Source organism: Sphingomonas mesophila, from assembly GCF_003499275.1.
In the GTDB taxonomy this organism is placed as follows: domain Bacteria; phylum Pseudomonadota; class Alphaproteobacteria; order Sphingomonadales; family Sphingomonadaceae; genus Sphingomicrobium; species Sphingomicrobium mesophilum.
This window is the reverse complement of the sequence record NZ_QWDF01000001.1, coordinates 1338851-1357212: the sequence shown is the minus strand read 5'-3', so window position 1 is coordinate 1357212 and position 18362 is coordinate 1338851. Positions and strand designations below refer to the sequence as shown.

Genomic DNA, 18362 nt, shown 5'->3' with positions numbered 1-18362 from the left:
CTATCTTTCAGGCCCGCTACGGGCCAGCCGCAATGACCCGTTTCGATTTTTCGATCCACGCGACCGACGGCAAGGCGCGCACCGGCACGATCGCCATGCCCCGCGGCGAAATCCGCACTCCAGCGTTCATGCCGGTCGGCACGGCGGCGACGGTCAAGGCGATGAAACCGGAGAGCGTTCGCTCGAGCGGCGCCGACATCATCCTCGGCAACACCTATCACCTCATGCTCCGCCCGGGCGCGGAACGGGTCGCCGCGCTCGGCGGGCTTCATGCGTTCATGAACTGGCCGCGGCCGATCCTCACCGACAGCGGCGGCTACCAGGTGATGAGCCTCAGCGACCTCACCAAGGTCAGCGACGAGGGGGTCGCCTTTCGCAGCCACCTCGACGGTTCGCGGCATGTGCTTACCCCCGAGCGCTCCATCGAGGTCCAGCGTTTGCTCGGTAGCGACATCGTCATGCAGTTCGACGAGCTCGTCCGGCCCGACGTACGGGCGGCCAAGCAGCGCGAGGCGATGGACCGTTCGATTGCCTGGGCGAGGCGCAGCCGGGCGGAGTTTGACCGCGGCGGGCAGCATGCCGAGGGGGCCGCGCTGTTTGGGATCCAGCAGGGCGTGCTCGACGAGCGGTTGCGCCGCCAGTCGGCCGACGCGCTGGTCGACATCGGCTTCGACGGCTATGCGGTCGGCGGGCTGGCGGTGGGGGAAGGGCAGGAGGCGATGCTCGCCTGCCTTGATTTTGCGCCCGGTCAGCTTCCCTCCGACAAGCCGCGGTATCTGATGGGGGTCGGCAAGCCCGACGATATCGTCGAGGCGGTGCGGCGCGGCATCGACATGTTCGATTGCGTCCTTCCGACGCGCTCGGGCCGAACGGGCCAGGCGTTCACCGCCGACGGCCCGATCAACATCCGCAATGCCCGCTTCGCCGAAGATCGGGCGCCGCTCGATGCCGATTGCGGCTGCCCGACCTGCGCGACATACACTCGCGCCTACGTCCACCACCTCGTTCGGTCAGGCGAAATCCTCGGCGCGATGTTGATGACCGAGCACAACCTCAACTTCTACCAGACGCTGATGGCCGGCCTGCGCGCGGCGATCGCCGATCAGCGGTTCGAGGCGCATGCGACGCAGTTCCTCGAGCGCTACCGCGCCCGCTCGACCTAGAGCGCGCTCTGCGACAAAAAGCCGGGAATGGGTCCGCCCCACGCATCGTCCGCCGGGGCCTTTGGCGCAGCGGTCTTCGGCGGTGGCGGGGCGGGAGCCGGTTCGGAGCGGGGCGTGCGCGCTCGCTGCTCGTCCCTTCGATTTGACCTCGGCTCGCGTGCGGGACGCTCGCGCTTGGGCTCGGAACGCGCCGGTTCCGCTTCGGCTGGGGCCGTCGGCTCCGCCTGCGCTTCCTCCGCGCCCATGCGCGGAATCTTCATCCCGGTGAGCTTTTCGATACCGGCGATCGCCTCGGCGTCCTCGCGGGTCGCCAGCGTGAAAGCCGTGCCCTTGGCACCGGCCCGTCCGGTCCGGCCGATGCGGTGGATATAATCGTCCGGCTGCCACGGCACGTCGAAGTTGACGACATGGCTGACGCCCTTGATGTCGAGCCCGCGGGCGGCGACGTCGGACGCGACCAGAATGTTGATCTCGTCGGCCTTGAACCGGGCCAGCTCGGCGTTGCGGTCGCTCTGTTCCATGTCACCATGAATTTGGCCGACTCGGAAGCCCGAGCGCTTAAGGCTGGTCGCGAGTTCGCGGACCGTGGTCTTGCGGTTGCAGAAGATGATCGCGTTCTTGACGTCGCCGCGCAGCAGGTCGCGCAGCACGTCGCGCTTCTTGGGCGCCGCGACCTCGACCAGTTGCTGGACAATATTGGTATTGGCGGTGGCGGGCCGAGCGACCTCGATTTGCTTCGGGTCGGTCAGGAACTTGTCGGCCAGCTTCTTGATGACCGGCGGCATGGTGGCCGAGAACAGCAACGTCTGGCGGGCCTTCGGCAGCTTTGTGCAGATGTCCTCGATGTCCGGGATGAAGCCCATGTCGAGCATCCGGTCGGCCTCGTCGATCACCAGCAGCTTGCAATCGTTGAGCAGGATCTTGCCGCGGCTGAACAAATCCATCAGTCGGCCGGGGGTGGCGATCAGCACATCGACGCCCTTTTCGAGCGCCTTGACCTGATCGCCCATCTGCACGCCGCCGATCAGCAGCGCCATCGAAAGCTTGTGATATTTGCCGTATTTCTCGAAATTCTCGGCGACCTGGGCGGCAAGCTCGCGGGTCGGCTCGAGGATCAGGCTGCGCGGCATGCGTGCCCGGCCGCGCCCTTCGGCGAGGATGTCGATCATCGGGAGGACGAAGCCGGCGGTCTTGCCGGTGCCGGTCTGAGCGATGCCGATGAGGTCGCGGCCCATCAGGACCGGGGGAATGGCGCCCTTCTGGATCGGGGTGGGCGTGTCGTAGCCGGAATCGCCAACGGCGCGCAGCAAGGGATCGGATAGGCCGAGGTCGGCAAAGCTCATCATGGTTCCGGAAAAAAAGCGGCGTCCCGAACAATGGGGACGCACCGCATGGCGAGCGCTAGCCGTGCAAGCCCTCAAAAGTCAAGAAATGCCGCCCTATTGCTCGAGCTCGAGGCGGGGCGACAGCATCCGGAAGCGGTTGATTTCGCAGGTTCCTCCAGCCCGCGAGCTGATCGCATCGCGCCGAGCGCAAATGCGGCGGTCCTCGGGCTGGATGTAGAAGCCGTCCCAGAAGTCGAGTCCGCGACATTCGCTGTCGAGCTTGGCGCGGACCCGTTGCCGATTGCGCAACATGAAATCGATGCCGTCGCGCCCTGCGAGCGAGGCGCCGGCGATCGCATTCAGGGGGAGGCATTTGGGACCGAAGTCCTCCTCCTCCCAATGAAGCCGGCCACGCAGCTGCGGACGCACCGGCACACGCACGATCAGCCGTTGCTCGAATTCCATCGTGCGCACCGACGGGCCGGGCGCGGCCGGCTCGCCGCCGGCCAGCAACACCGTCATCAGGCTCAGGAAAGCCGAAAACACAGAACGCTCTGGAAGATCATCTCGAAAAGGCGGTGGGGCAGGGGCATTGAACATCTGATGAATTGGACTTGCGCGGATGGAAAGGCTTGCGCGCGCGAGGGGCCTTTCCTAGAGGCGGGCGCGCAAGTTTTTCCCGGCCGTTCAGCGACTTCCCGCAGTGACCGCCGGCCTGATTGGAGACAAGCCGATGGCCACTCAACCCCCGGGCGCTGCGGCGCTTCCGCTGCTCTATCGCGGACTCGAGCCGCTCAACAGCGGCCAGCACTCGAACATGAAGCTCAAGCGCGGCCAGACCATCCCCGGAGTCGGCCAGGTCCATGCGATCCCGATCACGATCGACGAGTTCATCCATGCCCAGCGCAATTACCCGATCATCTTTTCGGCGGGCGACACGCCGGTGCCGCTGGCGCTGATGGGGCTCAACGAGGACGTCAACACGTTCATCGACTCCGAGGGCATGCCGATCGACCAGAATGCCTATATGCCGGCCTATCTGCGCCGCTATCCGTTCATGCTCGCCAAGCTTCGCCCCGACAGCGACGAGCTTTCGCTGTGCTTCGACCCGACCGCCGGGAGCGTCGCCGAGGACGGCGAGGAGGCGCTGTTCGACGGCGATCAGCCGAGTGAACTGACGCGCAACATCCTCGCGTTCTGCGAGCAGTTCGAGACCGCCGGCCAGCGCACCCATGCGTTCATGGAAGAGGTCGCCAAGCTCGACCTCCTGATGGAAGGCGAAGTCTCGATCCAGCCCGACGGAGTCGAGCAACCGTTTCTCTACCGCGGCTTTCGCATGATCGACGAGGAAAAGCTGCGCAATTTGCGCGGCGACGAACTGCGCAAGATCAACCAGAATGGCGTGCTCTCGCTGCTCATGGCGCACCTCTTCTCGCTCGGCCTGATCCGCGATCTCTTCTTCCGCCAAGTGCAGCAGGGCAAGGGCCCGCAGGGACTGACCCTTCCGACCGCCAATGCGGCCGCGCCGGAGGCGAAAGTCGAGGATGACGCCAAGGCGTGATTTTCGAGCGCCGGATTGACCTCGGCGGTCATTGAAGGAAGACCACCGCTCACCCATCTCCACGTCATGCCGACGGGGGCCCATCCACCCCTTTTGGGCCGCTCGGCAGCGTGTTTCCCTTTTTGGGATCCGCGCATTCCTCCCTGAACTCAGGGCCGTCCCGTACGCATCGGGGCGGCCCTTTTTTTATTCCGCGGCGAGGAGGCCTTGGCGTTCGGCCAACTGACCAAGCTGCGCGGCAAGGTTGGCCATCAGGTCCGCGGCACGGTCGAAGCCCGGACCTGGTGAGCGCATGTCGGGCGCGAGATAACAGCGCCGGTCGATTTCCAGTTGTAGCGCATGGATACCGGCCAAGGGATCGCCATGGCGCTCGACCACATGGCCGCCCGCATATGGCGCATTGAGGGCGACCGTCCACCCGGCCGCCCGCGCAATCCGCGCCGCGGCATCGGCCAGCCACGGTGACGCGCTTGTGCCGTGGCGGTTGCCGATCACCAGTTCGGCCTGGCCGCGGCGGTGCGGCATCGAATGACAGTCAAGCAGGACCGCGGCGCCGTGACGCGCGGCGATCCGAGCGAGTCCTTGCTCGATCGCTCCGTGGAATGGTGCATGCGCGTCGCTTATCCGGCGTTGCAGCTCATCGTGCCTGATCGACGATCGCCACAGGCGGCCGTGGCTCGCCGTTCGGGTCGGAATGATTCCTAGGCCGGCGGCAGCCCGGCGCGACCTGCACGGATGAGGCCAGCCGACAAATTGGGTTGGATCGACTTCATCGGGGGCGCGGTTGCAGTCGATCGCCGCGCGCGGAGCTTGGGCGACTACCGCCCCGTGGCCGGCCGCGATCGCCCGCCACGCCAATCGATCGACAAGCGGATCCTCGAGCGGCTCCAAGGACTCGATCCCGCCACAAGCGTCGGCGACCAGCCAATTGGGGTAATCGCGACCCGAATGCGGCACCGACACGAGCACCGGGAGCACGCTGCGATGACCGTGCACGATCGGCGGCGGGAGAGGCGTGCGGTCCACTGTCACCGGCTAGCCGTGCCAATATCGGACAGCAAGCACGGGCGCGGTGGAGCCGCTGGTAAAAGCCGTGCGTTGGAGTCATAGAGATGGTCATGGTTCGCATCCTCCTCGCCGAAGACGATTCCTCAATGCGCGAGTATCTGCAGCGCGCGTTGCAGCGCGTCGGCTATGAGGTTGAGGCGGTCGGCTGCGGGACCGAGGCGGTGCCGCTGCTCGCGCCGGGCAAGTTCGACCTGCTGCTGACCGACATCGTCATGCCCGAGATGGACGGCATCGAACTGGCCCAGAAGGCGAGCGCGATCGACCCCGCGATCCGCGTCATGTTCATCACCGGTTTCGCGGCGGTTGCGCTGCAGGCCGGCAAGACCGCGCCCGAGGCGAAGCTCCTGAGCAAGCCGTTCCACCTCAAGGACCTCGTCGCCGAGGTCGATCGCTTGTTCCAGAGCGAGGACCAGCACGGGCGGCTCTAAGCCCCTTGCGGCCCGGCGGCGCTCCGCCTAAAGGCTCGCCCGAGTGGGCGTGTAGCTCAGTGGTAGAGCACTGTGTTGACATCGCAGGGGTCGCAAGTTCAATCCTTGCCACGCCCACCATTTTCCCTTTCCGATCAGCGGGTTAGGCGACGGTGCAGCCAAGCCGCGTCGTGGCGCCAGATGGTCCTGAACAATAGCCAGAAACCGGTCACGGCGAGCCATGACAGGGCGATCGCCGCGAAGACGATCAGCGGATGGTTGAAATCGTCGCGCTTGGCGTAGTCCATCGTGTGCAGCATCCAGGCGACGTCCCACCAGCGCCACGCGTCGCCGCGACGCTCGAGCAATTCCCCGGTCGTGCCCGAAACATAATAGCTGCTGTGTTGCGCGTCGTCGAAGTCGACCTGCCAGATCGGCAAACGATGGTCGCGTACGGCAAGGGTGATCCGGGGCAGCTGACGCACGGACTTTGGGGAGAGCGCGCCGGGGTGGGCAGCGCCAGCGATCGCCGCGGCGAGCGGTGCGCCGACAGTCACCGGGCGTCCGGTCGCGGGGTCGACGAGCACTGTGCCGGCGACGCCATCGATCTCGAGCAGCTGACGCCCAACCAGGTCGCGCGTACGCAGTGCGGTGACTTCATTGCCGATTGCAGCCTGGATGATCGGCCAGCCGGCGGCCGCTTGGGGCAACGCCGGCGACACCACCTCGACCTCCGGGCCGCCGCGGACCGCGTCCATGTCGAGAATCGCCATGGTCGCACCGCTCAACGCCCAGAGCAGGAACTGGAGGCCGACCAGAACGCCCACCCACTTGTGGATTCGGCGCAGCCACAGCGACCTGACCTTCACGGAGACGCTCGTGCTTTGCGCCGCGGAAAGGCGTAGATCAGCATCCATCCACCGGACAGCGCAAGCATCAACGCCGCCCATGTGAATGGCCGCAGCAGCCAATTGTTGACGTTCTCGCGCTCGTCATAGTCCATGATGTGCAGCATCCACATCACGTCGAACAGGCGCCACAGTTCGTGCCGCCGCGTGATCACCGCTCCGGTGACGGGCGAGAGGTAGAACGTCGGTTGGTTCCAGTGATCGAATTCTACGCGCCACAGCGGCGGCTTGCGGCCGCGGATTTCGCCCGGGATGTCGCGGATCAGCCGTGTTGATGAGATCGGCTCATCGCCTGTGTAAAGCTCGACGGAGAGTTTTCGGATTTCGGCTTTACTGAGCGGTGGCAAAGGTCGCGCGCTGACAGCGTCAAACGCGCGTTCGCTGTTGTGGTCCGTTACGACATAGACCGGTCGGTCGCCGATCCAGTCGAGCTGGACAGAACGCGCACCTGCCGCAACTGCGAGCGGGTCTGCCAGACTAGCCAAATCGACCGAGCGCTCCAGCGGCTTTCGGACGAGGTGGTCGCCATGGATCGTGTCGATGTGGACCGCGGTCATGTAGAGGCCGCTCAGCGACCAGATCACGATCTGAAGCCCGACCAGCAGCGCCAGCCATTTGTGAGTCTTGCGGGCGGCGATCCTGAGACGCATCGCCGGCGAGGCTAGAAGAAGAAGCGCACGCCCGCCAGCAGCGCGACGCTGTCGCGCGATTCGCCCTCGGCACGCCGGAACCGAGCGGTGCCGCCAAAAGCGCGCTCATATTCCACGCCGACATAGGGTGCGAAGGCCGGGGTCTGCTGATAACGCAGCCGAAACCCCGCCGACGCCTCGGTCAGGCCCGAACCGATGCCCAGCTCCACGATCCGTTGCGCCGAAAGATCGACCTCGATCCGGGGCTGCAGGATCAACTCCTGGGTCAGGCGCAGGTCGTACTCTGCTTCGACGCGCGCCGTCAGCTCGCCCTCGGTCGACAAGAACAGCGCGGCGTCTACTTCCCACCAATGGGGCATGAGGCCCTGGAGGCCGAGCACCGCGTGGGTGCGGTCGGGGCCATGCTGCGGATCGTGGCGGAGGCCGGCCTGGAGGTCGAACCACGGGTCGATGGCGTGGCTCCACAAGGCCTGCAGCTCGGCATGCTCGAGCTTTTCGCCCCACGCGGCCTCGGCCTCGGCCTTGAGCCACAATTTGTCGATATCGCCGCCGAACCAGGCCTGACTATCGATCGCGAACCCGTCGCGGCCCTTGCGGACGACCGCTTCGGCGCGCTCGACCATGATCATGTACGAGAGCATTCCGCCATGCTCACGGTGAAGCTCGGCGCGCGACTCCGCCATTGCGGGTCCGAAGATTTCGTCCGCCGCATGAGCCGGGCCGCTGAGCGCCTCGGACGGCGGGGGTCCGGGCTCCGGTCCCGCCTGACCAGCCGCGCCCATGTCATGGCCGGCATGCGGATCGGCAGCTACGGGCTGCTGCGGCATCGTATGCCCGGCATGCGGGTCGGGCGTCGGTGCGGCGGCCGGCGGCTTCGATTGCTGTTGGACCGGGGCAGTGGGAAGCGTGCAGTGACCCATCGCCGCATGCTCGGGCGTGCAACCCGACGCCGGTTGCGCGGCGGCTTGGGCGACAGCGGCCAGCAGCAGGGCAGTGAGGCTCACGCCTTCGCTCCGTCCAGCGGGCGGACGGTGACCACGCGCATCATGCCGGCATGCATGTGATAGAGCATGTGGCAATGGAACGCCCAGTCGCCGGGCGCGTCGGCGGTAAAGTCGATCTCGACATAGCTGCCGGGAAGAACGCGGACAGTGTGCTTGAGCGGCTGGTGATCGCCGTGGCCGTTGACGATCTCGAAGAAGTGCCCGTGCAGGTGCATCGGGTGGGTCATCATCGTGTCGTTGATCATCTTCAGGCGCACACGCTCATTGCGCGCGAAGCGATAGGGTTCGGGGTTTTCGCTGAGTTTCTCGCCGTCCATCGACCACATGAAGCGCTCCATGTTGCCGGTCAGATGGATGTCGATGCACCGGGTCGGCGGGCGTCGGTCGGAGTTGCGCGTCAAGGAGGCAAGATCCTTGTAGGTCATCACCTTGTGACCGACGTCGTCCAATCCGAGGCCCGGCTCGCCGGTCCGGTCGATCGGCATGGGCGCGATCATGTCGACCCCGGGCCCGACCTTGAAATCGACCTTCGATTTATCGCGCATGTCATGATCCATCGGCGCGGCGGACGCGCCGCCGTGCGCCGAATGGTCCATCATGCCCATATCCTTCATCGCCAGTGTTGGCCGCTTGCGCAGCGCGGGTACCTCCGCGCGCATCCCGGCCCGCGGGGCCAGCGTCGCGATGCCCACGCCCGACCGGTCGATGCTCTCGGCGACCAACGTGTAAGCGCGGTCTTCGGGCACGACGATCAGATCGTAGGTTTCGGCATTGCCGATCTGCAGTTCATCGACCTCGACCGGGCGGACCGGGATGCCGTCGGTGGCGACGACCAGCAGCTTGAGGCCGGGAATGCGCAGGTTAAAGATAGTCTGCGCGGCAGCGTTGATGACCCGTAGCCGCACGCGCTCGCCGGCGCGAAACAGGCCGGTCCAATTCTCGCTCGGGCCGTGGCCGTTGACGAGATAGGTGTAGGCCGCTCCGGTGACGTCGGAAATGTCGGTCGGATCCATCCGCATCGCCGCGAACATCCGCGCGTCCTCGGCCGACAGCGGGTCGGCGCCCTTATTGGCCACCGTACGCTTGTCGCGATTGAAAAAGCCGCCTTCCTGCTTGAGCCGGGTGAACAGTCGGTGCGGGTGGAGGAAGGTCCAGTCGGAAAGCACCACGACATGCTCCCGGTCGAAGTCGATCGGGTCGGGGCCGGCGGAGTCGATGATCATCGGGCCGTAATGGCCGAGCTGCTCCTGGAGTCCGCTGTGGCTGTGATACCAATAGGTGCCCGACTGTTTGACCGGAAACTCGTAGGTGAAGGTGGAATGCGCCTTGATCCCGGGGAAACTGACGCCCGGCACGCCGTCCATTTCGAATGGCACGAGCAGGCCGTGCCAGTGGATCGACGTATCCTCGCTCAGATGGTTGTCGACCGTGATGCGAACGTTCTGACCTTCCTTGAGGCGCACCAGGGGCGCCGGCAGGAGGCCGTTGAGGGTGACTGCATGGCCGATCTTGCCGCCGACCTTGAAACGGCTGTCGGCGACGGTCAGGCGGATGTCGGAGCCGCTGACCGTTCCGGGCGCATTGCTGGCAAGCCCGTGGCTGACCGGCTTGGCCCAAGCCGGAAGCAGCCCGGCGCTTGCAGCGACAGCAGCGCCGCCGCCGATAAAGGCGCGGCGTCCGAGGACGGGTGATGAGCTCATGCTTTGCCTTGGCACTCTTCAGATGAAGCCGGGCTGTCCGATCAGCGCGGCTTGACAAATTTGAGGGTCATGCGGTCGCTCTCGCCGATCGCGGCATATTTGGCGCGGTCCTTGTCCTTCAGCGCGAAGCTCGGCGGGAGCGTCCAGACGCCGTCCGGCCAGTCGGCGGTATCCTTTGGATTGGCGTTGATCTCGCTCGAGCCGGCAAGCTTGAACCCGGCTTGCTCGGCCAGCCGGACAACGGTCGAAGTCTTGATGTAGCCGCTCTTGCGCTCGCGCTCGAGGTCGGCGCTTTCGGGCAGGCGATGGTCCTCGATCCCGAGCACTCCGCCGGGCTTCAACATCGCATAAATCTGGCGGAAGGCGTCCGCGCTGTAGTCGGCCTTGTCGTCGCGCCGATATCCCATCCGCCAATTATGCACGTTACGGAAGGTCAGCACCGCGTCGACGCTACCCGCAGGCACTTCCGCAGCTTTGCCGTCGAACACCGGGAAATCGACGATTTGAAGCCCGCCGTAGAGGCCGGCATTGGCCTGCTTGAGCTTGGTGATTCCGCTGCGCCCCCACTCCGGGGCGGCGAGGTAAAGCGTGCCTCCGCCGGAGGCGAGGTAAGGCGCCAGGATTTCAGTATACCAGCCGCCGCCGGGCCAGATCTCGACCACCGTATCGCTCGGCTTGACCCCGAAGAAGGCAAGCGTCGCAGCCGGATTGCGGTAGACGTCGCGCGCGCGGTTGGCGGCGGTTCGGGTCTCGGCGGCGACAGCGGCCTGGAGCGCGCTGGTCTCGGCCGCCGAGAGGCGCGGCGGAGCGGCGGTCTGGCAGGCAGTCGCGGCGGTGGCGATCAGCAAGGCGGTGAGTGGGCGCAGCATCGCGGGCTTCTCCGGGAGAAAGAGGAAAGGTGGGCCCTTAGTGGCGCGCGGCGAGCGCAGCGGCAAGGCCGGCCAAAGGCGCGGGAACCGCGCAACGGCGAAGCGGGTTCACATGAAACCCGGCGGAGGAGCTGACATGCGACATTCACGACTGATCCTGGCGCTCGGCGCCGCGTTTGCGGCGCAGCCCGCGGCGGCCCAGCTATTGCCGACCGCGAGCATCGGCGAGATGGCCAATACGCCGCTGGTCCGGGTCAGCATCTCCGAAACCCTGCGCACCCCGCCCGACGAGGCGAGTCTGACCGTGGGGACGCAGGCCAAGGCGGCGACGGCGACCGCGGCGGTGGCGGCTAACAAGGAAAAGATCGAGCGTCTGCTCGCGACGATCCGGGCGCAGGGCATCCGCGAGCGTGATATCCAGACCCAGGGATATCAGTTGTCGCCCGACTATCGCTACGACCGCGAGCCGAACGGCAGCGGCCGCCAGCGGCTGATCGGCTACGTCGCCAGCAATTCGGTGGTGATCAAGACGCGCGACATCAGCGCGCTGACCAAATTGCTCGATGCGCTGACCACCGCCGGAGCAGACACGGTCTATGGTCCCAATTTCGCGATCGGCGACCCGGCGCCGCTGCGCCGCGAGGCGCGGGTGCGCGCACTCCAGCGCGGCGAGGCCGAAGCTCTGGAATATGCCCGAAACCAGGGGTTCGCGCGGGTCCGCCTGTTGTCAGTCGAAGAGGGCACATCCTATCGCGGAACCGACGTCATCGTCGTCACCGGGGCGCAGGTGCGCAACATCAGCGCGCCGCCGCCACCGCCGCCGGCAATTGCCGAAAGCGGCGGCGGCGTGGTCGCGCCGGGGCAGCTCGAAACCGGGGTTGCGCTCAACCTCCTCTACCGGATGGAGCGGTAAGGCACCGGCAAAAGGCCGCTTGCCAGCTTGCGGATTTTGCATTCCAATCGCCGCCGATGACCGGACCAACTCCGTGAGCGAGGCCGACCCTGGGGCGGCGCCTTTCTTCCTGCGCGCGGAGGGCGAGGCGGCCGCCGTGATGCGCGCCCGCGACTGGTCGACCTCTCCACTTGGCCAGCCGGAGGAGTGGCCGCAGGAACTACGATCCGTCGTCGCACTGATGCTACCGTCGAAATTCCCGATGTTCGCTGCTTGGGGCGACGAGCTCGGCTTTCTCTACAACGATGCCTATTCCCAAATCCTGGGCGAGAAGCATCCGGACGCGATGGGGGCGCGCTTCCGCGAGATCTGGAGCGAGATCTGGGACGATATCAGTCCGCTGATCGATCGTGCGATGAGCGGTGAGGCGAGCTATTTCGAAAATTTGCCGCTGACTATGAATCGCCGCGGCTTCGACGAGGAGACGTGGTTCACCTTCTCCTATTCGCCGCTGTACGATTCGTCGGGGACGGTTCGGGGCATGTTCTGCGCCTGCACCGAGACGACGGACCAGATGCTCGCCGAGCGCGCGGCGTCGACCAGCGAGCAGCGCTACCGGACCCTGTTCGAATCGATCGACGAAGGCTTCGGCGTGCTGCAGTTCCTTCCCACCGCCGACGGCGAAGCGGAAGATTACTATCATCTCGAAGCCAATGCGGCGTTCATCGCGCATACCGGTATCGACGACGCGCTCGGACAAAAAGTGCGCTCGCGATTGCCGGATGAAGCGCCGCGCTGGATTGAGCGCTTCAGCGCGGTGCGCAAAACCGGCATCCCGGTCCGCTTCGAGGAGCGGCTGGAGGAGACCGGCCGGCTGATCGACGTCTATGCGTTTCGGGTCGAGCCCAAGGAACTCGACCAGGTCGCCTTGCTGTTCCGCGACATCACCGCAAAGCGCCGCGACGACGAACGGCTGCGCGAGCTGGCGGCGACCCTCGAGCGGCGGTTCGAGGAAGCCCTGGCGGAGCGCAAGATCCTCGCCGACATCGTCGAGAACACCGACGCCTTCGTGCAGGTCGTGGACCTCGACTTCCGCTTCCTGGCAATCAACCGCGCCTCGGCGAATGAATTCGAGCGGGTCTTCGGGGTCCTGCCCAAGGTCGGCGATTCGATGCTCGACCTGCTGGCCGATCAGCCCGAGCATCAGGCGGATGTCGGTGCGATCTGGTCGCGCGCGCTGGCGGGGGAGGAGTTCACCGAGGTCGCCGAGTTCGGCGACCCAAACCGCGCCCGGCGGCACTACGAGATCAAGTTCAACGCGCTGCGCGATGCCGAGGGCAGGCTGATCGGCGCCTACCAGTTCGTCCACGACGTCACGCAGCGGGTCGAGGGCGAGCGCCGCTTGCTGGAAACGCAGGACGCGCTGCGCCAGTCGCAGAAACTTGAAACGCTCGGCCAGATCACCGGCGGCGTGGCGCACGACTTCAACAATCTGTTGACCCCGATCGTCGGCAGCCTCGACCTCATCCGCCGACGGCACGACGACGACCCGCGCATGGCCCGGCTGCTCGACGGAGCGCTCCAGGCAGCCGAGCGCGCCAGCACGCTGGTCCAGCGGCTGCTCGCCTTTTCGCGGCGCCAGGTGCTGCGGCCGCGCGCCACACCGGTCGCCGAGCTGGTCGAGAACATGTCGGAGCTGATCCGCCGCTCGATCGGCCCGAGGATCGCGGTCGAGCTGGACTTCGCGCCCGACTTAAAGCTCGCCCAGGTCGACCCCAACCAGCTCGAACTGGCGCTGCTCAACCTGGCGGTCAACGCACGCGACGCGATGGACGGGGTGGGCACGCTGCGCATTTCCGCGCGCAACGAGACGATCGGCCACCGGCCGCCGCTCAACGCCGGCGATTATGTGCGGCTCGAGGTGAGTGACACCGGTCGCGGCATGGACGCGGAAACTCTGCGGCGGGCGACCGAGCCGTTCTTTACCACCAAGGACGTCGGTCATGGCACCGGACTGGGCCTTTCGTCGGTGTCGGGCCTGGTCGCACAGTCCGGCGGCGACTTCGCGCTGGCGAGCGAGATCGGGGAGGGCACGACTGCGACCCTGTGGCTACCGGAGGCCGTGGATACCGGCGAAGTCAGCACCGCAAAGCGCTCGAGTGCACCGCAGGAAGCGCGGACCGCGGCCGTGCTGCTGGTCGACGACGAGCCGCTGGTGCGTGACGGCGCGGCCGAGATGCTCGCCGACGGCGGGTTCGCCGTTGCCTCGGCAGCGTCGGGCGGCGAGGCCCTGAAAATGCTCGCCGACGGTGTGGCGGCAGAGATATTGGTGACCGACTATGCGATGCCCGGAATGACCGGGATCGAGCTTGCGCAGCAGGCGCGGGCGCTGCGGCCGGGCCTCAAGGTGCTGCTGATCAGCGGCTATCCGGCCGAGGCGGAGGCCGACGACCAGTTGAAGACCATCCCGCGCCTGGACAAGCCATTCCGCCAGGACGAATTGCTTAGGGCCCTGGCGGAACTCGGCTGAGCCTTAGAGGCATGCCTCGAGGTAAGGCTGGTCGAAGCCGAACTGCTTAGCCTTTTCGAGCGAGTAGGGACGAAGGCCCATCGAGCGGTATTCGCCGATGATCTTCCCCTCGGCGGTCTCGTCGAGATATTCGAACTTGAACAGTTCCTGGGTGACGATGACCTCGCCCTCCATTCCGATCACCTCGGTGATGTTGGTGGTGCGGCGCGAACCGTCGCGCAGGCGCTTGACCTGGACGATGAGGTCGACCGAGTCGGCGATCTGGCGGCTGATCGCTTCCTTGGGGATCTTAATGTCGCCCATCATCACCATGTTCTCCATACGCGCCAGGCATTCGCGCGGGCTGTTGGAGTGCAAGGTGGCCATCGAGCCGTCGTGGCCGGTGTTCATTGCCGCCAGTAGGTCGAAACACTCCTGGCCGCGGATTTCGCCGAGGATGATGCGGTCGGGACGCATACGCAGCGCGTTGATGACCAAATCGCGAATGGTGATCGCGCCCTGGCCCTCGAGGTTCGGCGGGCGGGTTTCGAGCGGCAGCCAGTGCGGCTGCTGAAGACGAAGCTCGGCCGCGTCCTCGATGGTGATGACCCGCTCGCCCGGGTCGATCATCTTGGACAAGGCGTTGAGCATCGTCGTTTTGCCCGAGCCGGTGCCACCCGAGATGACGATATTCATGCGGCACGCGCCGGCGATCTTGAGGCAGGTCGCCATTTTTTCCGACATCGACCCGAACCCGCGCATCATGTCGAGCGTGATCGGCTTCTCGGAGAATTTACGGATCGAGATGGCGGTGCCGCGCAGGCTGAGCGGCGGGATGATGACGTTGACGCGGCTGCCGTCCTGGAGGCGGGCATCGGCCAGCGGGGTGGTCTGGTCGACGCGGCGGCCGACCTTGTTGACGATGCGCTGGGCGATCTGGAACAGATGCTCCTCGTCGCGGAACTGGATCTGGGCAAGCTCGAGCTTGCCCTTGCGCTCGACGAAGCACTGGTCGGGACCGTTGACCATGATGTCGCTGACCGCGGGGTCGGCGAGCAGTTCCTCGAGCGGCCCGAGCCCGAGCAGTTCGTCGACCAGCACCTTCTCCAGCGCGAACTGCTCGCGCCGGTTGAGATTGATCTTCAGCTCGTTAAGAACCTCGGAAATGATCGGGCGGAATTCTTCCGCCAGCTCGTCCTTGTTGAGCGTCGCCGCGGCTTCCGGATCGACCCGTTCGAGCAGGCGCGGAAGGACCTGCTCCTTGATCCGGTGGACCGAGGCTTCAAATCCTTCCTGCTTGCTGTTGGCGCGATCGCCGCTGGCGTTCTGGCGCTGGTTGAGGCGGTCGAGCGCACCCATCGGCACTCCGGCTACCGGATCGGCCGGGAGTTCCTCGATCGGGGGGAATTGCTCGCCGCCCTCGTCGATCGGCTCGGGCGCCGCGGCGGAAGCGCCGCCGCTACCCTTCATCGGTCGCGCCACCCCGAACTGCGGGCGACTGCCGCCGTTGCGCTTGCCGAATGCGTTCATGTTCAAACCGTCCCGACGTTCCACGAGGAAATCGGGATGGTGAATAAGCGCCAAACTTTTAGAAAAGACTAACCGGGATTAGATTTGCGGGCGCGGGCTCAGCCCTCGACGCTCTCGGCGAGGACGGTAAGGCCTTTGTCGCTCATTTCGGCGAAGCCGCCGCTGACGCGGATGCTCTCGGGCGCGGCGCCCGCCGTCTTGTAGATCTTGAGCTCGGCGTCGTTGAGCGTGGCGACGACCGGCGCGTGGCCGGCCATAGCGCCAAACTCGCCCTCGCTGCCGGGGACGACGACCATGTGCACCTCCTCGGAGCGGACCAGCCGCTCGGGGGTGACGAGCTCGAAGTGGAGGTCAGCCACTTACGCGTCCTCGGCCATCTTCTCGGCCTTGGCGACCGCTTCCTCGATGCCGCCGACCATGTAGAAGGCGGCTTCGGGAAGGTGGTCGTACTCGCCGTCGACCACCGCCTTGAACGAGCGGATGGTGTCCTCGACCGCAACGAACTTGCCGGGGATGCCGGTGAAGACTTCGGCGACGTGGAACGGCTGCGACAGGAAGCGCTGGATCTTGCGGGCGCGGGCGACGACCAACTTATCCTCTTCGCTGAGCTCGTCCATGCCGAGGATGGCGATGATGTCCTGCAGGCTCTTGTACTTCTGCAGGGTCTCTTGGACGCGGCGGGCGACCTCGTAATGCTCTTGGCCGACGGTGCGCGGCTCGAGCACGCGGCTGGTCGAATCGAGCGGATCGACGGCCGGGTAGATGCCGAGCTCCGAAATCGCGCGCGACAGCACGGTGGTGGCGTCGAGGTGGGCGAAGGAGGTGGCGGGGGCGGGGTCGGTGAGATCGTCGGCGGGGACGTAGATCGCCTGGACCGAGGTGATTGAGCCCTTGTTGGTCGAGGTGATCCGCTCCTGCAACTGGCCCATGTCGGTGGCGAGCGTCGGCTGGTAGCCGACCGCGCTGGGGATGCGGCCGAGCAGCGCCGACACTTCCGAACCAGCCTGGGTGAAGCGGAAGATGTTGTCGACGAAGAACAGCACGTCTTGGCCCTCGACGTCGCGGAAATATTCCGCCTGGGTGAGACCGGACAAAGCGACGCGGGCGCGGGCGCCCGGCGGCTCGTTCATCTGGCCGAACACGAGCGCGACCTTGGAGCCCTCCGAGATGGCGTTGCCGTCGGCGTCCTTGGCGATGACCCCGGCCTCTAGGAACTCGTGGTAGAGGTCGTTGCCCTCGCGGGTGCGCTCGCCGACGCCGGCGAACACCGAGGTGCCGCCGTGGCCCTTGGCGATGTTGTTGATCAGCTCCTGGATGAGCACGGTCTTGCCGACTCCGGCGCCGCCGAACAGGCCGATCTTGCCGCCTTTGGCGTAGGGCGCGAGGAGATCGATGACCTTGATCCCGGTAACGAGGATCGAGCTGTCGGTCGACTGGTCGACGAAATTCGGCGCCGGCGCGTGGATCGGCGCGAACTGGTCGCTTCCGATCGGGCCGCGTTCGTCGATCGGCTCGCCGATGACGTTCATGATTCGGCCGAGCGTCTTGGGGCCGACCGGAACCTGGATCTGCGAGCCGGTTGCGGTGACCTTCTGGCCGCGCGTCAGGCCCTCCGTGGCGTCCATGGCGATGGTGCGCACGATGTTCTCGCCGAGGTGCTGGGCGACCTCGAGCACAAGGCGCTGGCCGTTGTTGTCGGTTTCGAGCGCGGCAAGGATCGGCGGCAGCTCGCCCTCGAACGCGACGTCGACGACCGCGCCGATGACCTGGGCGACCGATCCGATGAGATTGCCGCCGGCGGTCGGCGCGGTGGTGGCGGCGGCGGAAGCCTTCTTGGGCTTGGCGGGAGCGGCAGTGGCCATGGTCTGGGTTCCTCTTGTAACTGCTTACAGCGCTTCGGCGCCGGAGATGATCTCGACGAGTTCGGTGGTGATCGCCGCCTGGCGCTGGCGGTTGTACTGGATCGACAGGCGGTTGATCATGTCGCCCGCGTTGCGCGTCGCATTGTCCATCGCGGTCATCTGCGAGCCGTAGAAGCCGGCGGCGTTCTCGAGCATCGCGCGATAAAGTTGGATGGCGATGTTCTTGGGCAAGAGAGCGGCGAGGATTTCGTCCTCGTCCGGCTCATATTCGACCGCGGCGCTCATCGCGCCGGTATTGGCATCGCCAGCTTCGACCTTGACCGGGATGATCTGGTCGATGGTCGGCTCCTGCACGAGCACCGACTTGAATGTCGAGTAAGCAAGGTGGGCGACGTCGAACTGGCCGCTTTCGAAGCGGTCGACGATGTCGTCGGCGATCGCCTGCGCCTCGGCGTAGGTCGGCGCCTTCATCTCGCTGGTGTCGTGCTGGCCGATGATCGCCTTGGGATACAGCCGCTGGAAGGCCGGCTTGCCCTTGCGCCCGACGAAGTAGAACAGGACGGTCTTGCCGGCCGCTTCGAGCTCCTCGGCCTTTTTGCGCGCGGCGCGCACGACATTGGTGTTGAACGCGCCGGCAAGGCCACGGTCGCCGGTCGCGACGATGATCAGATGCCGGTCGTCCTTGCCGGTGCCAGCGAGCAACTTGGGGCTTTGCGGGCCGGGGGTCACGCGGCTCGCGAGCGAGGCGACGACCGTCGCCATGCGCTGCGAATAGGGGCGCCCCGCCTCGGCATTGCTCTGGGCACGGCGCAGCTTCGCCGCGGCGACCATCTTCATCGCCTTGGTGATCTTCTGCGTCGACTTCACCGAGCCGATGCGAAGCTTCAGTGCCTTGAGGCTGGCCATCGTGCGCT

Annotated in this window: 17 protein-coding genes and 1 tRNA gene; 6 read left to right on the top strand and 12 right to left on the bottom strand. The window is 66.1% G+C overall.

What is annotated here, in order from left to right; all coding sequences use genetic code 11:
• The first annotated feature begins 32 nt into the window (after positions 1-32).
• A complete protein-coding gene (gene tgt, locus D0Z60_RS06890) occupies positions 33-1163 on the top strand; it encodes a tRNA guanosine(34) transglycosylase Tgt (protein ID WP_118857560.1) in 1131 nt (376 codons plus the stop codon).
• Here tgt and D0Z60_RS06885 read toward each other — a convergent pair.
• Both D0Z60_RS06885 and D0Z60_RS06880 read right to left on the bottom strand, forming a co-directional pair.
• Positions 1160-2506, bottom strand: a complete 1347-nt coding sequence (locus D0Z60_RS06885; RefSeq protein WP_118858480.1) for a DEAD/DEAH box helicase — start codon at positions 2504-2506, stop codon at positions 1160-1162. The genes tgt and D0Z60_RS06885 overlap by 4 nt on opposite strands.
• 96 nt (positions 2507-2602) lie before the next feature.
• A complete protein-coding gene (locus D0Z60_RS06880) occupies positions 2603-3088 on the bottom strand; it encodes a hypothetical protein (protein ID WP_162888125.1) in 486 nt (161 codons plus the stop codon).
• 133 nt (positions 3089-3221) lie between these two features.
• Here D0Z60_RS06880 and D0Z60_RS06875 point away from each other — a divergent pair, with 133 nt between their 5' ends.
• Positions 3222-4049: a SapC family protein gene (locus D0Z60_RS06875; RefSeq protein WP_118858479.1), complete on the top strand. Its 828-nt coding sequence runs from the start codon at positions 3222-3224 to the stop codon at positions 4047-4049.
• 186 nt (positions 4050-4235) lie between these two features.
• Here the strand turns inward: D0Z60_RS06875 and D0Z60_RS06870 are convergent, their stop codons facing one another.
• Positions 4236-5012 (bottom strand): N-formylglutamate amidohydrolase, encoded by a 777-nt coding sequence (locus D0Z60_RS06870; RefSeq protein WP_275896725.1) that lies wholly within the window; start codon positions 5010-5012, stop codon positions 4236-4238.
• 155 nt (positions 5013-5167) lie between these two features.
• Between D0Z60_RS06870 and cpdR the strand changes: the two genes are divergently transcribed.
• On the top strand, positions 5168-5545 hold the full coding sequence (gene cpdR / locus D0Z60_RS06865) for a cell cycle two-component system response regulator CpdR (protein ID WP_118858478.1): 378 nt from the start codon (positions 5168-5170) through the stop codon (positions 5543-5545).
• A 45-nt stretch (positions 5546-5590) separates the two neighbouring features.
• Positions 5591-5665 (top strand) — tRNA-Val (locus tag D0Z60_RS06860).
• A gap of 14 nt (positions 5666-5679) precedes the next feature.
• Here the strand turns inward: D0Z60_RS06860 and D0Z60_RS06855 are convergent.
• Genes D0Z60_RS06855 through D0Z60_RS06835 form a run of 5 tightly spaced genes read right to left on the bottom strand, consistent with a single transcriptional unit; the run spans position 5680 to position 10655 of the window.
• A complete protein-coding gene (locus tag D0Z60_RS06855) occupies positions 5680-6393 on the bottom strand; it encodes a PepSY domain-containing protein (RefSeq protein ID WP_162888123.1) in 714 nt (237 codons plus the stop codon).
• Positions 6390-7082 carry a PepSY domain-containing protein gene (locus tag D0Z60_RS06850; protein WP_118857556.1) on the bottom strand — a complete coding sequence of 231 codons (693 nt, stop codon included), beginning with the start codon at positions 7080-7082 and terminating at the stop codon, positions 6390-6392. The genes D0Z60_RS06855 and D0Z60_RS06850 overlap by 4 nt, the downstream gene beginning before the upstream one ends.
• A gap of 11 nt (positions 7083-7093) precedes the next feature.
• Positions 7094-8086, bottom strand: coding sequence for a copper resistance protein B (locus D0Z60_RS06845; protein WP_240325570.1), 993 nt, complete (start codon positions 8084-8086; stop codon positions 7094-7096).
• Positions 8083-9786: a copper resistance system multicopper oxidase gene (locus tag D0Z60_RS06840; RefSeq protein WP_118857554.1), complete on the bottom strand. Its 1704-nt coding sequence runs from the start codon at positions 9784-9786 to the stop codon at positions 8083-8085. Before D0Z60_RS06840 ends, D0Z60_RS06845 begins: the two co-directional genes overlap by 4 nt.
• Before the next feature lie 41 nt (positions 9787-9827).
• The gene (locus tag D0Z60_RS06835) at positions 9828-10655 is read right to left on the bottom strand and encodes a class I SAM-dependent methyltransferase (RefSeq protein WP_118857553.1); all 828 of its coding nucleotides are present in this window, start codon (positions 10653-10655) and stop codon (positions 9828-9830) included.
• 136 nt (positions 10656-10791) lie between these two features.
• Here D0Z60_RS06835 and D0Z60_RS06830 point away from each other — a divergent pair, with 136 nt between their 5' ends.
• Both D0Z60_RS06830 and D0Z60_RS06825 read left to right on the top strand, forming a co-directional pair.
• On the top strand, positions 10792-11568 hold the full coding sequence (locus D0Z60_RS06830; protein ID WP_162888122.1) for an SIMPL domain-containing protein: 777 nt from the start codon (positions 10792-10794) through the stop codon (positions 11566-11568).
• A 73-nt stretch (positions 11569-11641) separates the two neighbouring features.
• Positions 11642-14077 (top strand): PAS domain-containing protein, encoded by a 2436-nt coding sequence (locus D0Z60_RS06825; protein ID WP_240325569.1) that lies wholly within the window; start codon positions 11642-11644, stop codon positions 14075-14077.
• A 3-nt stretch (positions 14078-14080) separates the two neighbouring features.
• Here D0Z60_RS06825 and D0Z60_RS06820 read toward each other — a convergent pair whose 3' ends face one another.
• From D0Z60_RS06820 to D0Z60_RS06805, 4 genes are all read right to left on the bottom strand, one after another.
• Positions 14081-15586, bottom strand: coding sequence for a TadA family conjugal transfer-associated ATPase (locus D0Z60_RS06820; protein ID WP_118857551.1), 1506 nt, complete (start codon positions 15584-15586; stop codon positions 14081-14083).
• A 98-nt stretch (positions 15587-15684) separates the two neighbouring features.
• Positions 15685-15945: an ATP synthase F1 subunit epsilon gene (locus D0Z60_RS06815; protein ID WP_118857550.1), complete on the bottom strand. Its 261-nt coding sequence runs from the start codon at positions 15943-15945 to the stop codon at positions 15685-15687.
• Entirely contained in the window at positions 15946-17448 is a 1503-nt protein-coding gene (gene atpD / locus D0Z60_RS06810) for a F0F1 ATP synthase subunit beta (protein ID WP_118857549.1), read from the bottom strand.
• A 24-nt stretch (positions 17449-17472) separates the two neighbouring features.
• Complete coding sequence (locus tag D0Z60_RS06805; RefSeq protein WP_118857548.1) at positions 17473-18354, bottom strand: F0F1 ATP synthase subunit gamma; 882 nt, start codon at positions 18352-18354, stop codon at positions 17473-17475.
• Positions 18355-18362: the final 8 nt, after the last annotated feature.

Excerpts from the sequence above, each read along its gene's own strand:
- tgt (WP_118857560.1), top strand. The coding sequence starts at position 33 with ATGACCCGTTTCGATTTTTCGATCCACGCGACCGACGGCAAGGCGCGC.
- D0Z60_RS06885 (WP_118858480.1), bottom strand. The coding sequence starts at position 2,506 with ATGAGCTTTGCCGACCTCGGCCTATCCGATCCCTTGCTGCGCGCCGTT.
- D0Z60_RS06880 (WP_162888125.1), bottom strand. The coding sequence starts at position 3,088 with ATGTTCAATGCCCCTGCCCCACCGCCTTTTCGAGATGATCTTCCAGAG.
- D0Z60_RS06875 (WP_118858479.1), top strand. The coding sequence starts at position 3,222 with ATGGCCACTCAACCCCCGGGCGCTGCGGCGCTTCCGCTGCTCTATCGC.
- cpdR (WP_118858478.1), top strand. The coding sequence starts at position 5,168 with ATGGTTCGCATCCTCCTCGCCGAAGACGATTCCTCAATGCGCGAGTAT.
- D0Z60_RS06850 (WP_118857556.1), bottom strand. The coding sequence starts at position 7,082 with ATGCGTCTCAGGATCGCCGCCCGCAAGACTCACAAATGGCTGGCGCTG.
- D0Z60_RS06840 (WP_118857554.1), bottom strand. The coding sequence starts at position 9,786 with ATGAGCTCATCACCCGTCCTCGGACGCCGCGCCTTTATCGGCGGCGGC.
- D0Z60_RS06835 (WP_118857553.1), bottom strand. The coding sequence starts at position 10,655 with ATGCTGCGCCCACTCACCGCCTTGCTGATCGCCACCGCCGCGACTGCC.
- D0Z60_RS06830 (WP_162888122.1), top strand. The coding sequence starts at position 10,792 with ATGCGACATTCACGACTGATCCTGGCGCTCGGCGCCGCGTTTGCGGCG.
- D0Z60_RS06820 (WP_118857551.1), bottom strand. The coding sequence starts at position 15,586 with ATGAACGCATTCGGCAAGCGCAACGGCGGCAGTCGCCCGCAGTTCGGG.
- atpD (WP_118857549.1), bottom strand. The coding sequence starts at position 17,448 with ATGGCCACTGCCGCTCCCGCCAAGCCCAAGAAGGCTTCCGCCGCCGCC.
- D0Z60_RS06805 (WP_118857548.1), bottom strand. The coding sequence starts at position 18,354 with ATGGCCAGCCTCAAGGCACTGAAGCTTCGCATCGGCTCGGTGAAGTCG.